The organism is Halomonas sp. DN3 (assembly GCF_024137905.1).
In the GTDB taxonomy this organism is placed as follows: domain Bacteria; phylum Pseudomonadota; class Gammaproteobacteria; order Pseudomonadales; family Halomonadaceae; genus Halomonas; species Halomonas litopenaei.
The window spans coordinates 3,515,328-3,527,960 of the sequence record NZ_CP099965.1 but is presented as its reverse complement, the minus strand read 5'-3'; the positions used below and the strand labels follow the sequence as shown (position 1 = coordinate 3,527,960).

Here is a 12,633-nt window from a genome sequence, read left to right as displayed (position 1 = left end):
GCAAGTCAAGCTCACCCCCTCGCCGACCAGAGGCACAAGGCGTAGGCTGGATGCATCTACCACGCGACGATCAGGAGGCCTGATGGCACGAGTTAAAATCCTCAAGCAGGGCACGATCCACTGCTTTCCTCCCGGCCTGCGTGACGACCAGGGCGAGCTGGTCAACGCCGAGATTTCCGCGGTGGCCTACGATGGTGAGCGACTGTTGATGGCCAGCGACAAGCCGATTCCCGGCCACGAGCGTTCTGCCGCCTTCAGCCTGCCGTTGACCGCCGATGGTCCCGACGACAGCCGCATCGACTACCTGACCCAGCAGACCATCAAGGAAGCGGTGAAGTATGAAGACTTCGCCCTGACCACCGATGGGCGCCACATGATCGCCACCACCGGTTTCGATCGCATCGACGACGAGACCCACGAACTCAACGCCTACAACCACCTGCTGATCTGGCCACTTCACGAGCCTGACCGGGTCCAGGTGGTGGACCCGGACCCCCGCGACGGTGTGGAAGGCTCGCTCGAATTTCGTCGCAAGATGGACGCAGCCGTAGGCGAGCCCTACTACAAGATCGAGGGCCTGGCCGCGATCCCCGGCGAGCGTGGCGATGGCCTGCTGCTATTCGGCATCCGCGAGCAGGGCAAGGCCCACGATGACTTTGACTACGTGCGTCGCGTCATCGGTGCCCACTACATCATCAACGACGACGACAACCTGGAGTTCGTCGACGCCCTCCACGACGTCTTCAGCTTCGACCCTGGCGAGTACGACGGCGTGGAGCACATCTGCGGCCTGTCGAGCCTCGAGTACGATCCCTACCACGGCCAGCTCTACCTGCTGACCAGCTTCGAGACGGAAGAGGGCGACGACGAGCTCATCGGCGGCTATCTGTGGGTGATGTCGCTGCACGACTTCCGCCAGGGCAGGGCACCCACCCTGGTACGCGACGAGAACGACAAGGTGCTCGAGTTCGAACACAAGGCCGAAGGCCTCGCCGTGCTCGACCGCGAGCGGCTGTTCGTCGCCTACGACAACGACCGCAACTACGACCTGCACAGCGTCAGCGAACGCGACGAACGCCGCTGCTGCGAAGCCCCCTACACCATCCTTGGGTTGGTGCAGTAGGCACCAAGCGGTTCAGGTATGGCGCATTGCCACATCGAACCGAGACAGGGCAGAACGTGGCGGAGGAGCCTGATAGAGAGCCCCGGAGAGTAATACCAAGCCATAGAGGGCGAGCGCGTGAGAAGGAGCGCGGAAAGAGGGGGCGTGTGAAGGGAAAGGGGCGCATGGGGTGGAGCGGGGCGCTGCGGGTACGCCGGCGGTACACCCAAGCGCCAAAACCGGTTCTCGAGGCGCCAGAGCATTGATGCGACAAGGGCTACGATGCGAGGACGGCAACAGTCAAAGCACAACGGAAGCGCCTCGAAAGCCGCCATACTGACCAGCGGCAAGCGTCCACCCGAAACCCGCTAGCCTACGGCCGCAGCTTTCGCTATCATACGCCCGCGCTGATAAGGGCCTATAGCTCAGTTGGTTAGAGCAGGGGACTCATAATCCCTTGGTCGCTGGTTCGAGTCCAGCTGGGCCCACCAATGAAATCAGTGTCTTACGAATTTTGCCTGGTGAGTCCCATGGTCCAAGGGTACAGTTTCGGTACAGTGCCGATCCTTCAGCCCCCTGGAGACCTTCATGGCCACCATCGTCAAGACCCCTGCCGGTAGCTGGAAAGCCGTCATCCGCAAGACCGGCTGGCCCACCACCGCCAAGACCTTCCGCACCAAACGAGACGCCCAGGACTGGGCACGCCGCACCGAAGACGAAATGGTGCGCGGTGTCTATATCCAGCGCAGCGCTTCGGAGCGCATGACGCTCGAAGCAGCCCTCAAGCGCTACCTAGCCGACGTCACACCCACCAAGAAGCCCAGCACCCAAAAGAGCGAGCGCCACAAGGCCAGCACGCTGATCGAGCACTTGGGCAAGTACTCCCTCGCGGCCCTGACGCCGGAGCTGATCGCCAATTTCCGTGACACCCGCCTGAACAGCATTGGCCATCGTGGCCAGCCTATCAGCGCCAATACCGTGCGCCTGGAGCTCGCCTTGCTCGGCCATCTCTACACCGTGGTCATCCAGGAATGGGGGCTGGGCCTGACCTACAACCCCGTCCAGAACATCCGCAAGCCAAGCCCTGGGGAGGGGCGTGACCGGCGCCTGAGCGCCGACGAGGAAAAGCGCCTGTTCGCCGTGCTACGGCAGCACAGCAATCCCATGTTGGCCTGGATCGCAAGAATCGCCCTGGAGACGGGCATGCGCTCCTCAGAGATCCTGACCCTCACTCGCTCCCAGGTCGACGTGAAACGCCGCGTGGTGCGCCTCACGGACACCAAGAACAACGATGCCCGCCTGGTGCCGCTGACTCAGGCCGCCACCGAGGTGTTCAAGCAGGCGCTGAACAACCCGGTGCGCCCGCTCGATTGTGATCTGGTGTTCTTTGGCGAGCCTGGAAAGGATGGAAAGCGCGGCCCCTACGCCTACACCAAGCTCTGGAACCAGGCAAAGAAGCAAGCTCGACTGGATGACTTCCGCTTCCACGACCTACGTCATGAAGCCGTCAGCCGGTTGGTGGAGGCGGGGCTATCCGATCAGGAGGTCGCCGCGATCAGTGGCCACAAGTCGATGCAGATGCTGCGACGGTATACCCACCTGAGGGCGGAGGACTTGGTTATAAAACTGGATCGTATGAGGGATCATTAGTTACGAGTTTTCTAATTCTTGCATGGAGGGTGAAAAATGCTGGGTGTTTCATTAAACGATGGCTACCTACCTAAGGAGATGTACGTTTTCTTGGGAGCTGTTATCGGTGCGGTTGCCGCATACATAACGACAAAAACAACAGTTAGAAATCAGGTAAGGATTGCTGAGATTACTGCCCAAAAGGATGTTGCTCTTCAATCAGATAGATTGCTGCATGAGCGTGTTATGGCAGAAGTGGCCATTGAGAGAGAAGAGTTAAGAAAAATGCATGCGATATTGTCAAGAGTTTCGCTGGAGACATCTCTAACTATGAGTTATATGCAGTCTGATAATAACATGAAACTCCATGAGTTTCGGGAGAGATATGTAGAGAGCTGTCATCGGCTTCATGAGGCTAAAGCCATTTCAGATATTTATTATCCTGAGATGAGTGATTCTGTCTGCAAGATTTATGGGCAAACTAATGTTTTTTGGGGGCACCAAGAGAGCGTTTTGCGAACTGATGTTAAACATGAAAGAGGCGTATGGGAAACTAGTTTGTCCAAAGTGATTAAAACGGGAGATGAAATATCAAGCTATTCTCGCGTTCTTCAAGAAAAGATAGCTACTCGTGGAAAAGAGCTGAAGAGTGCGGTGGGGGAAAAAATTGATTAACAGTTGGCTGAGGCTAATGAAAGCGTGAAGTGACCTGGTGTTCTTCGGTGAACCTAGCGGAGACGGTAAGCGCGGCCCCTATGCCGACACCAAGTTCTGGAACCAGGCGAAGAAGCAGGCCGGACTAGATGACTTCCGCTCCGATAATCTGCGCCATGAGGCTGTCAGTCGGCTGGTAGAGGCTGGACTGTCTGATCAGAAATTAGCGGCGATCAGGGGTCTCAAATCAATGCAGATGCTGAGGAGATATACACAACTGCGGGCGGCAGATCTGGTCGCGAAGCTAGATCGAACTAAAAGTCAATAGCCAAACTTCTTGACCATTGTTTGTTGAGCGGATGCCGGTGCTTTGTCACCGGTGGTAAAAGGAGTGTTGCCCCCCCCCTGGCAAAAGGAGGATTTCTTTTAGGAATAATAAGAATAATAATTCTATTATTATTCTTATTATTGCTCCGCTTGAGCTCCTTGTCTTCACGTCTGTGCAATTTGTTAAATTTTGTTATTTATTTAAGTGGCTGTAATACCTAGTATTTTTATTTCGCCTTTTCTTCAAGATAATACACTTTGATAATCAATGTCTAGTGCATTGATTGCTATGCAAGAGGCGCGCGCTTGAGCTTTGGCTTTGCTTGGTTAGCATTGATTACGTCGATGTGTGATTGATGGAGTGCTAGCCATGAAAGTCGAAGAATATCTTATTGATCGGTTCGGCCTACTGATGAGCATAACAGACCTGGCGGATCTTCTTGGTCGTTCGCCCGATGGTGTGCGAGTTTCTCTTTATTCAGATACTGAGGTCTCTCGAAAGCTGAAGCCGACGATGGTGAAGGTAGGGCGTCGTGTCTATTTTCGGACGCTCCAAGTCAAAGACGCTCTGGATTTGGAGCCTTCTGAATATGGCGCGTGTTAGTCCCTCGGTAGTACAGAAGATCTTGGGTAGGGTGGTTGCTTATCATGCCGCATTCACGCTCCTTCCCGGCGTTTCAGTTCCTGGTGCAGTTTTTCTCAGCCAAGCATTTTACTGGACGCGTAACACCAAGGCGGAGGAAAGAGGAGGGTGGTTTTATAAGAATCAGCGTGGCAGAGATAGCTGGGAGTCAGAAACAGGGCTTTCTCCAAAGCAGCAGGCTAATGCTAGGAAATCGCTAGTGGAAATTGGCGTATTGGAAGAGGAAAGGAGAGATGTACCTGCAAAAATGTGGTATCGGGTGAACTGCGAGCGCTTGCTTGAGCTTCTGGCGGAGCAATTCGACGACGACCCTTCTGGAAGTGATTGTAATTCCCAGTTTTTCCCTTTGGTCGATTCTACTATCCCTTCTGGCCAATCTGGTGATCAGGATGGTCAAACCTTGATTCGACCAAAGGGCAAATCTATTACAGAGAATACAACACAGAGTACATCAAGAAATAAAAGCGAGGCGGCCAAGGCCAAGAGTTATCTTGGGTCCGAATCAAAATTAACTCGGGCGGAGATGGCTGAGTTATTGGGCCAGCAAAGAGCAGATCTCATCGCCAGAAATTACGGCAGCGACAAGGTTGGAGCTCCTGCAGTAGAAGAAATGCGCAGAACCCTCCGGACATAAAACTCAAGCGGCGCGGAACGGGGGTGATGGCCCCGACCGCACCTAACCACGACTGCCTGCATAGGAGGCATCCATGGCTAACAAACAGGGTATCACACCCGCCTACACCGACAGTGGCCTGTCACGGCTGTACCGATCACACGCGGTCGAACAGCACGCCATCCAGGGTGAGATTCAAACTCTGGTGATCATCGCCGGTTACGCTTGCGATTTTCTCATCGAAGGGTTGGAAGCCCTTCCCGAAGACTTCTTCACCTGTATCGAGGAGATGAAAGAGGTGATGGAGTCTATCGACCTGAAAAGCCTGGATTTTGAAAAACGGTCGCTCACGCTCCAGAGGACGAGACGGCGTCTGGAGGCCAAAGCGACCCGCCAGGATCGTCAAAAGGAGGTTTGATCATGAGCAACAAAATTTCGTGTGCGCGAAAAATGGCCGGTGTCGCCCTCGCGGCCACCATCGGACTATCGCAGCCAGCCATGGCAGGCGGGATTCCCGTTATCGACGTGTCGAGCCTGACCCAGCAGATTTTGCAGGTTCAACACATGCTTACCCAAATCGAGCAACTGAAAAGCCAGCTCGAAATGGCCAACAAGGAGTTGGACAGCATGAGCGGGGTTCGTGGCTTGGGCAACGTCATCGACTCGGCCTATGACACCGCCGTGAACGTCGATCCTAACCAGGTGCTGAGCGACGCCGGCATCAGGGGGGCGAACGAACACGGCCTGACCGGCGATGTGGCGGACCTGTACGACAGCGGCAACCAGAACACGGCGACCTGGCTTGGCCAGTCCCAAAAGTCCCTGGAACAGGCGCAGGAGCGTTTCAGCGAGCTGACTGGCTTGGTGGCTGAGGTCAACAACAGCCCTGACCAGAAAGACGTTCTGGACCTCCAGGCCCGTATCGGCGCCGAGCAAGTCATTCTGCAAAACGAGATGGCAAAGCTGTCCATGCTCCGTTCGCAGGCCGAGGCTAGCCAAGCCATGCACAACCAGCGCGTACAGCAGATGCGCGTCGCATCATCAGGGGAACCTTTCGAGCTTGATTGGTAAGGAGGCCTTATGAGTATCAGGAAAAATTCGTGCGCAAGAAATATTGCCATTGTGGTTCTGGTCAGCGTTGCGCAGTCGGGGTGTTTTGATGATACCCCGAATACTGGCCCGGTGCAGACCGTGGACTGGTACAAAGCGCATCACGACGAGCGCAAGGAGACACTGGAGACGTGTGGCAACAACCCTGGCGAACTCCAGGAGGCGCCGAATTGCATTAATGCACTCCAGGCGGAGCGGGCACTGTCTAGCGGTGAGCCCTTCGAGCTCGACCTATCTAGCCTCAAAAGCGAGGAGGACTCATGAACCTGTTTGAAGGCATGTTCTCCGTCGTTGATCAGGCACTGGATCAGTACATCATCAATACGGCTACTGACCTCATCGCTTACATCACGCCAATGTTTACCAGCATGTTGATCGTCTGGATTGCCATCTGGGGCTATTTGATGATGTTTGGCAAGGTCAGTGAGCCCTTGCAGGAGGGCGTTTTTCGTATCCTTCGCATCGGCTTCATTATGGCGCTGGGACTGACGGTCGGTACCTATATGGGCGTTGTGGTGGACGTGCTGGCTCACGGCCCGGAAAAGGTAGCAGCAGTCATCACGGGGTCCAATGGAGGTGCCGCGGCCATTTTGGACAGCCTGTTCTCCCGCGTTCTCGCCGTAGCTGATCAGGCCTGGGATAAAGCGGGAGTCATGAGTGGTGATTTCGGCATGTATCTGGTGGCAATTCTGATCATGGTGTTTGGTGGCGGTGTTGCCATCGTAGTGGCGTTTCTCCTGCTGGCCAGCAAGGTAGCAACGACTGTGCTGCTGGCGATTGGTCCGCTCTTTATCATCGGCCTGCTGTTTAACAGCACCCAGCGTTTTTTCGAGAGCTGGTTGGGCATGGTGATTAATTTCGGCATGCTGCTGGTTTTGGGTTCAGCCATTGGGCGCATGGTCATCGATGTCAGCGAAGCGTTCATGAACATCGTGGAATCCTCGGCAGGCAGCATGGCCAGTATGACCACAAGCGCCTATCTGATTGCTTTTTTTGCCCTTGGCATCCTCGTGCTGAAGCAGGTGCCGGCCATTGCTTCTGCATTGGGCGGCGGTGTGGCATTGGCAACTCAGGGCTCTCTGGGCTCTGCTATGTCCGCGATGCGTCCCTCAGCCATCCGCCGTCAGTATCGCGGCGTTCAACGTGATGCACGCTTAGTAGGCAGTGCAGCAACCTCTCCTTACCGTGGCGCCAAGTCTGCCTATCGTGCCTACCAGAAGCGTTTCGGTGCTGGCAACACGATGACAGGAGGCTAAGTCATGAATACCAATATCAAGTGGTTAGATACCTGTCGCGTCCGCTGGGCACGGGTAAAGCGTGGGGTAGGGCTGGCCATCTCGGGCATGTTACTGGTGGTGGGTATCCTGTTGTCTGTGGCATTGCTCCCTGAACTGCCTGGTTTGATCAGCGTCGCCCTTGCTGGCGATGGCGAGGCTGCTCGTACCCTGTTTGTCTGTGTGGTCGGTATTGCCGTATGTGTTCTTCAGTGGCAATGGCGAGCAGCGATATATCCCGAGCTCCGGCGTGATTCATCTCAGAAGGAGACCTCATGAGCTACCGGCGTTTGACACCCGAGGAGATCGAGGAACTGCGAGCCGAGATGCGCGCCGCCGGGCAGTGGATGAAAGCTGAGATGGCCAAGCGTCGGCGCAAGTGGGGAGAGGCTCTTGAAGATGAGACAAGTGCCTCCCCTATTACTAATGGCGAAGCCTCCCGCTCAGCCCCAGGCGACGAGCAGGTTTGAGACAGGTCCGTCCGTATTACTAATGGCGAACCCCTGCGGATTGGGGACGACAACGCAGCCGCAAGGGCATGCATCTTTTCGTGCACACGAAACGAAGTGGTTGTAACGAGGCAAGTCCGAGAAGTTTGAGACAGGTCCGTGCGTATTACTAACTGGGTAATCTAGCGCGTCCCTGACCCCATTTTCGTGCGTACGAAAAGAATGAATGGGTATAGAGCTAGAGCAGGATTCGCGAACTGCCAGCCAGTGGTACCACCGCCCTATTCGTAGCGCGAGAGAGGGCACCGCCAGAGTCAAAATTTCGTGCGTACGAAATCCATGAGCTTTTTTTGAGCTAGGGCAGGATTCGCAAAGTGCTGGCAGTTGCCGGCAATCCGGCGTCGTCATCAAGTTACCACCTGCTTCAGCTTCGCCGGTCGCCTGGGGAGAGCGCCGGCATCGATGATGGGCGACTGATCCTGCAACCGTTGCGGCGAGGTCACCCTCTAGCTCGAGTGGGGGCGGAAATGCAGCTGTCGGTTTAAAATTTTTCCTAAAAGTGGCTTGGAATGGCGGTTTGGGGCTTGAAGATAAACCGTTGTGGTTTATCCTTTACTCTGAAAACGGAATATAGGGCGGCTTTTGGGCGTGGAAATAAACCGTCTGCTGCACAAGATCCCGTATGGCGCCGTCGTGACGACCGCCTGGCTGGCATCACACGGCGTCACCTCGGATCAGGCGCGTAAGCTGGCCGGCAGAGGCTGGCTGAAACGCGTGGGGTACGGCGCCTACTTCCAAGCGGAGGCGCCTCTTACCTGGGAGAGCGGTGTGTTCGCCCTGCAGGCAAGCTACGACACGGGGCTGCCACCGCTTTGGCCGGGTGGCCAGACGGCCCTGGCACTGCATGGCATTGTTCATTATCTGCCCATGGGGGAGCGCACGACGCACCTGTATGGTAAGGAGGCCGCTCGGCTGCCCCGGTGGCTGAGTGACGCCGAATGGGCAGGGGGGATAGTGCACCACTCTGAAAAGGGCCTGCCAGTGCAACTTCCCGGCAGCTTCATGGACTACGAGCCGGATGGCAGGGCCTTCAGCTTGCAGGTATCGACCCCGGAGCGAGCGGCTCTTGAATGGATTGCCGTGACGCCGAATGAGCTGCTTTTCAGCAGTGAGCTGGTGGACACCTTCGGCGGGCTCAATACGCTGCGTCCGCGTCGGCTGCAGGCATTACTGGAGGGGTGCCGTTCGGTGAGAACGAAGCGTGCCTTCCTAGTGCTGGCTCGCCACGCCGGGCATGCCTGGTACGGTCGTCTGGAACCACGTCGACTGGACCTCGGCAGAGGCAAGCGGCAGCTCTGCCAGGGCGGCAAGCTAGACAGGGAATATCATGTGACGGTGCCGGAGACGTTCTTGTATGCCGATTGACGCTCGCTACCACGAACAGGTCAGGCTGCTAGTCTCGCTGCTGCCATTCCCCAATAGTGGGCCGTGCTTCGCTCTCAAGGACTGTAGGGCCATCAACCTCTTCGTGCAGCCAATACCCCGTGTATCGGGCGACTTCGACCTGGCCTACCTGCCGCTGGAGCCACGTGACGAGGCCCTGCGACGCTGTCGCGAGGCGCTGCGACTGGTTGAGGCCTTCAGTGCTGTGAATGATCTGGGGGCAGTACAACGGCGCACACTTCGGTCCTCGAGCCTCAGCGTGTGAAACGCTCCCCTAATCATCAAGGCATGTTTCGCAGTCACGATCCCGTGCAATTCAGAAGAGTTATCAGGATGACCTTAAAAGAAAGCCAGATCGAGCAGGATCTCATTAAGAAGTTGGAAGAGCTTAAATACACATACCGTCCTGATATCCGAGACAAGATCACGCTGGAGCAGAACTTCCGTGAGAAGTTCGAAGCACTCAATAGGGTCAAGCTGCTCGACGCCGAATTCGCCCGCCTGCGCGATGAGATCATCAACGCTGATGTCTTCCAGGCCGCAAAGTCCCTGCGGGAGTATGGCTATATCGAGCGCGAAGATGGCACCCCGCTGCACTATCAGTTGGTCAACCTTAAGGACTGGTGCAAAAACGAATTTGAGGTCATCAACCAACTCCGCATAAATACCGAAAACAGCCATCACCGCTACGATGTGATCCTGCTCATAAACGGCTTGCCGCTGGTACAGATCGAGCTGAAATCTCTGGGCATCAACCCGCGTCGGGCGATGGAGCAGATCGTCGAGTACCGAAACGAACCCGGCAATGGATACGCGAACACGCTGCTCTGCTTCATGCAGCTCTTCATCGTCAGCAACCGCGATCGCACCTGGTACTTCACCAATAACCACAACCACCACTTTACCTTCAATGCCGACGAGCGCTTCCTACCCATCTACCAATGGGCCGAGGAGAACAACCAAAAAGTCTCTCACCTGGACGACTTCACCGAGCAGTTCCTCGCCAAGTGTACGTTGGCGCGGATGATCAGCCGCTACATGGTACTGGTTGCCAGCGAGCAAAAGCTTCTCATCATGCGCCCGTACCAAATCTATGCGGTCAAAGCCATTGTCGACTGCATCCACCAAAACCGGGGCAACGGCTACATCTGGCACACCACTGGCAGCGGCAAGACCCTTACCTCCTTCAAGGCTTCCACCCTGCTCAAGGACAACCCTGATATTGAAAAATGCCTGTTCGTGGTGGACCGAAAGGACCTCGACCGCCAGACCCGCATCGAATTTAATAAGTTTCAGGAAGGCTGTGTCGAAGAGAATACCAACACTGAATCCCTGGTGCGCCGCCTGCTCTCCGAGGACTACGCTGACAAGGTGATCGTGACCACCATCCAGAAGCTGGGCTTGGCGCTGGATGAGACAAATAGAAAGGCTCTGCAGCATAAGGAGAAGGGCAAACTCACCTACAAGGAGCGCCTGGCCCCGCTGCGCGATAAGCGTGTCGTCATCATCTTTGATGAATGCCACCGCTCCCAATTTGGCGAAAACCATGCCGCCATCAAGGATTTCTTCCCCAAGGCGCAGCTCTTTGGTTTCACGGGAACACCCATCTTTGAGGAGAACGCCAGCTATAAGCAGATCGATGGCACCGTGGGTTCATACCGCACCACCAAAGACATCTTTGAAAAGCAGCTACACGCTTACACCATCACCCACGCCATCGATGATCGCAACGTGCTGCGCTTTCATATCGATTACTACAAGCCTGAGGCCGCACAGCAAGGTGAGGCCGACAATCCAATCAGTGGCAAGGCCAACACAGCTAGCCCCAAGCCCAGCCAGGCGCTCACCCAGCGGGCCGTTGTGGACGCCATCCTCACCAAGCACGATGCCGCCACCAACCACCGCCGCTTCAATGCCGTGTTAGCCACTGCCTCTATTAATGATGCGATCGCCTATTACAATCTCTTCAAGCAGGCGCAGGCCGAGCGTCGGGACGAAGATCCGGACTTCATCCCCCTCAATCTTGCTTGCGTTTTTTCGCCGCCGGCGGATGGCAGTAAGGATGTGAAGCAGCTGCAGGAAGACCTGCCACAGGAGAAGGCAGACAACCAGCAAGAGCCGGAGAAGAAGAAGGCCGCTCTGCAGGAGATCATCGGCGACTACAATGCCCAGTACGACACTAATCACAAGCTCGGTGAGTTCGATCTCTACTACCAGGATGTGCAGCAACGCATCAAGGACCAGAAGTACCCCAACAGCGACTACCCGAGAAAGAACAAGATCGATCTCACCATCGTCGTCGACATGCTCCTTACAGGTTTCGACTCCCAGTACCTCAACACTCTGTACGTGGACAAAAACCTCAAGCACCACGGACTGATTCAGGCCTTCTCACGCACCAACCGCGTGCTTAACGACACTAAGCCCTACGGCAATATCCTCGACTTCCGCGCCCAAGAAAAGACCGTGGACGAGGCCATCGCCCTCTTCTCTGGAGAGGACGCCAAGCGCTCCCGTGAAATTTGGCTGGTCGACCCCGCTCCCGAAGTCATCGATAAGCTGGATGAAGCCGTCAAGCAGCTGGAAAACTTCATGCAGGCCCAAGGCGAGCCCTGCACTCCAGCAGCGGTCAACAACCTAAAGGGCGATACCGCTCGTGCCGAATTCATCAATCGCTTCAAGGAAGTCCAGCGCCTCAAGACCCAGCTTGATCAGTACACCGACCTGAGCGACGAGCAGCAACAGCAGATCAAAGAGCGCCTGCCCGAAGATCAACTACGCGGCTTCAAGGGCATGTACCTGGAGGTCGCACAGCACCTCAAGCAGCAACAAGGCAAGACAGGGAGCGACGCTAGAGAAGACCAAGCAGCCATTGAGCAGCTTGATTTCGAATTCGTGCTCTTCTCCTCGGCCATGATCGACTACGACTACATCATGGGGCTGGTCGCCCGCTTTACCCAGGAGGCTCCCGGCAAGAAAACTCTCACCCGCGAGCAGCTCATCAACCTCCTCGCGGCCAACAGCAACCTGATGGACGAGCGCGACGATATCATCGCCTACATCAACACCCTTGAGTCCGGCAAGGGCCTCAGCGAGTGGGACATCCGCGAAGGCTACCAGGCCTTCAAGGCGTGCAAGGCCGAGTCTGAACTCAGCACCCTCGCCGAACGGTACGGGCTGGAGCGCGACAGACTGCAAAGCTTTGTCGACGATATCCTCGACCGTATGATCTTCGACGGCGAGCAGTTGAGCGACCTCTTCGAGCCGCTAGAGCTGGGTTGGAAGGCGCGGAGCAAGGCCGAACTGGCACTAATGGAAGAGCTGGTGCCTTTCTTGAAGAAACAGGCTAGTGGGCGAGAGATTTCGGGTTTGGCAGCGTATGAGTGATA

At 56.1% G+C, this 12,633-nt stretch carries 15 protein-coding genes and 1 tRNA gene; all 16 read left to right on the top strand.

Annotated features, from left to right (window positions below; genetic code table 11):
• Positions 1-82: 82 nt before the first annotated feature.
• The 16 genes from NKF27_RS15210 (at position 83) to NKF27_RS15135 (ending at position 12,631) form a co-directional block, all read left to right on the top strand.
• Positions 83-1,123, top strand: coding sequence for a hypothetical protein (locus NKF27_RS15210; RefSeq protein WP_253552910.1), 1,041 nt, complete (start codon positions 83-85; stop codon positions 1,121-1,123).
• A 393-nt stretch (positions 1,124-1,516) separates the two neighbouring features.
• A tRNA-Ile gene (locus NKF27_RS15205) sits at positions 1,517-1,593 on the top strand.
• A 97-nt stretch (positions 1,594-1,690) separates the two neighbouring features.
• On the top strand, positions 1,691-2,752 hold the full coding sequence (locus NKF27_RS15200) for a site-specific integrase (protein ID WP_253552908.1): 1,062 nt from the start codon (positions 1,691-1,693) through the stop codon (positions 2,750-2,752).
• A gap of 36 nt (positions 2,753-2,788) precedes the next feature.
• The gene (locus NKF27_RS15195; RefSeq protein ID WP_253552906.1) at positions 2,789-3,406 is read left to right on the top strand and encodes a hypothetical protein; all 618 of its coding nucleotides are present in this window, start codon (positions 2,789-2,791) and stop codon (positions 3,404-3,406) included.
• A gap of 37 nt (positions 3,407-3,443) precedes the next feature.
• Positions 3,444-3,713, top strand: coding sequence for a tyrosine-type recombinase/integrase (locus NKF27_RS15190; RefSeq protein WP_253552904.1), 270 nt, complete (start codon positions 3,444-3,446; stop codon positions 3,711-3,713).
• 369 nt (positions 3,714-4,082) lie between these two features.
• Positions 4,083-4,316 (top strand): plasmid-related protein, encoded by a 234-nt coding sequence (locus NKF27_RS15185; protein WP_222237259.1) that lies wholly within the window; start codon positions 4,083-4,085, stop codon positions 4,314-4,316.
• Positions 4,317-4,347: 31 nt separating this feature from the next.
• Positions 4,348-4,989: a hypothetical protein gene (locus NKF27_RS15180; RefSeq protein WP_222237260.1), complete on the top strand. Its 642-nt coding sequence runs from the start codon at positions 4,348-4,350 to the stop codon at positions 4,987-4,989.
• A gap of 73 nt (positions 4,990-5,062) precedes the next feature.
• Positions 5,063-5,386, top strand: a complete 324-nt coding sequence (locus NKF27_RS15175; RefSeq protein WP_253552902.1) for a hypothetical protein — start codon at positions 5,063-5,065, stop codon at positions 5,384-5,386.
• Positions 5,387-5,388: 2 nt separating this feature from the next.
• Positions 5,389-6,039: a type IV secretion system protein gene (locus NKF27_RS15170; protein WP_253552901.1), complete on the top strand. Its 651-nt coding sequence runs from the start codon at positions 5,389-5,391 to the stop codon at positions 6,037-6,039.
• 9 nt (positions 6,040-6,048) lie between these two features.
• On the top strand, positions 6,049-6,342 hold the full coding sequence (locus tag NKF27_RS15165) for an EexN family lipoprotein (protein WP_253552899.1): 294 nt from the start codon (positions 6,049-6,051) through the stop codon (positions 6,340-6,342).
• Positions 6,339-7,334 (top strand): type IV secretion system protein, encoded by a 996-nt coding sequence (locus tag NKF27_RS15160; RefSeq protein WP_253552897.1) that lies wholly within the window; start codon positions 6,339-6,341, stop codon positions 7,332-7,334. Before NKF27_RS15165 ends, NKF27_RS15160 begins: the two co-directional genes overlap by 4 nt.
• A 3-nt stretch (positions 7,335-7,337) precedes the next feature.
• On the top strand, positions 7,338-7,631 hold the full coding sequence (locus tag NKF27_RS15155) for a hypothetical protein (protein WP_253552895.1): 294 nt from the start codon (positions 7,338-7,340) through the stop codon (positions 7,629-7,631).
• The gene (locus NKF27_RS15150) at positions 7,628-7,822 is read left to right on the top strand and encodes a hypothetical protein (RefSeq protein ID WP_253552893.1); all 195 of its coding nucleotides are present in this window, start codon (positions 7,628-7,630) and stop codon (positions 7,820-7,822) included. Before NKF27_RS15155 ends, NKF27_RS15150 begins: the two co-directional genes overlap by 4 nt.
• Positions 7,823-8,449: 627 nt before the next feature.
• Entirely contained in the window at positions 8,450-9,226 is a 777-nt protein-coding gene (locus tag NKF27_RS15145; protein ID WP_253552891.1) for a type IV toxin-antitoxin system AbiEi family antitoxin domain-containing protein, read from the top strand.
• Positions 9,216-9,509: a nucleotidyl transferase AbiEii/AbiGii toxin family protein gene (locus NKF27_RS15140; protein ID WP_253552889.1), complete on the top strand. Its 294-nt coding sequence runs from the start codon at positions 9,216-9,218 to the stop codon at positions 9,507-9,509. Before NKF27_RS15145 ends, NKF27_RS15140 begins: the two co-directional genes overlap by 11 nt.
• Positions 9,510-9,577: 68 nt before the next feature.
• Positions 9,578-12,631: a type I restriction endonuclease subunit R gene (locus NKF27_RS15135; RefSeq protein WP_253552887.1), complete on the top strand. Its 3,054-nt coding sequence runs from the start codon at positions 9,578-9,580 to the stop codon at positions 12,629-12,631.
• The last annotated feature ends 2 nt before the right edge of the window (positions 12,632-12,633 follow it).

Bases quoted from the DNA above. Each gene is read 5' to 3' on its own strand.
- NKF27_RS15210 (WP_253552910.1), top strand. From the start codon at position 83: ATGGCACGAGTTAAAATCCTCAAGCAGGGCACGATCCACTGCTTTCCT.
- NKF27_RS15200 (WP_253552908.1), top strand. From the start codon at position 1,691: ATGGCCACCATCGTCAAGACCCCTGCCGGTAGCTGGAAAGCCGTCATC.
- NKF27_RS15195 (WP_253552906.1), top strand. From the start codon at position 2,789: ATGCTGGGTGTTTCATTAAACGATGGCTACCTACCTAAGGAGATGTAC.
- NKF27_RS15185 (WP_222237259.1), top strand. From the start codon at position 4,083: ATGAAAGTCGAAGAATATCTTATTGATCGGTTCGGCCTACTGATGAGC.
- NKF27_RS15175 (WP_253552902.1), top strand. From the start codon at position 5,063: ATGGCTAACAAACAGGGTATCACACCCGCCTACACCGACAGTGGCCTG.
- NKF27_RS15170 (WP_253552901.1), top strand. From the start codon at position 5,389: ATGAGCAACAAAATTTCGTGTGCGCGAAAAATGGCCGGTGTCGCCCTC.
- NKF27_RS15165 (WP_253552899.1), top strand. From the start codon at position 6,049: ATGAGTATCAGGAAAAATTCGTGCGCAAGAAATATTGCCATTGTGGTT.
- NKF27_RS15160 (WP_253552897.1), top strand. From the start codon at position 6,339: ATGAACCTGTTTGAAGGCATGTTCTCCGTCGTTGATCAGGCACTGGAT.
- NKF27_RS15155 (WP_253552895.1), top strand. From the start codon at position 7,338: ATGAATACCAATATCAAGTGGTTAGATACCTGTCGCGTCCGCTGGGCA.
- NKF27_RS15150 (WP_253552893.1), top strand. From the start codon at position 7,628: ATGAGCTACCGGCGTTTGACACCCGAGGAGATCGAGGAACTGCGAGCC.
- NKF27_RS15140 (WP_253552889.1), top strand. From the start codon at position 9,216: ATGCCGATTGACGCTCGCTACCACGAACAGGTCAGGCTGCTAGTCTCG.
- NKF27_RS15135 (WP_253552887.1), top strand. From the start codon at position 9,578: ATGACCTTAAAAGAAAGCCAGATCGAGCAGGATCTCATTAAGAAGTTG.